At 47.1% G+C, this 274-nt stretch carries 1 pseudogene; it reads left to right on the top strand.

Annotation, left to right across the window (positions count from 1 at the left end):
- Positions 1 to 274, top strand: a pseudogene (gene fusA / locus FLQ44_RS19995) (elongation factor G); the annotation flags it as partial.

Below are 274 nucleotides of genomic sequence, written 5' to 3'. Positions count from 1 at the left end.
GCGTTCGGTCGTGCAAACCCTGTATTACTTGAGCCAATCATGAAAGTTGAAGTGGAAACTCCGCCGGATTACGTGGGTGAGGTAATCGGTGACTTAAGCCGTCGTCGTGCGATGGTGAACGGTCAAGAAGCGAATGAGTTCGTTGTTAAGATCAATGCGGAAGTGCCGTTATCAGAAATGTTCGGTTATGCAACAGACTTACGTTCACAAACTCAAGGTCGTGCATCTTACTCAATGGAACCATTAAAATACGCTGAAGCACCGACAAGCGTTG

Source organism: Vogesella mureinivorans (assembly GCF_007644035.1).
Taxonomy (GTDB): Bacteria; Pseudomonadota; Gammaproteobacteria; order Burkholderiales; family Chromobacteriaceae; genus Vogesella; species Vogesella mureinivorans.
The sequence above is the reverse complement of the archived record's forward strand: the minus strand, read 5'-3'. Positions and strand labels throughout refer to the sequence as shown.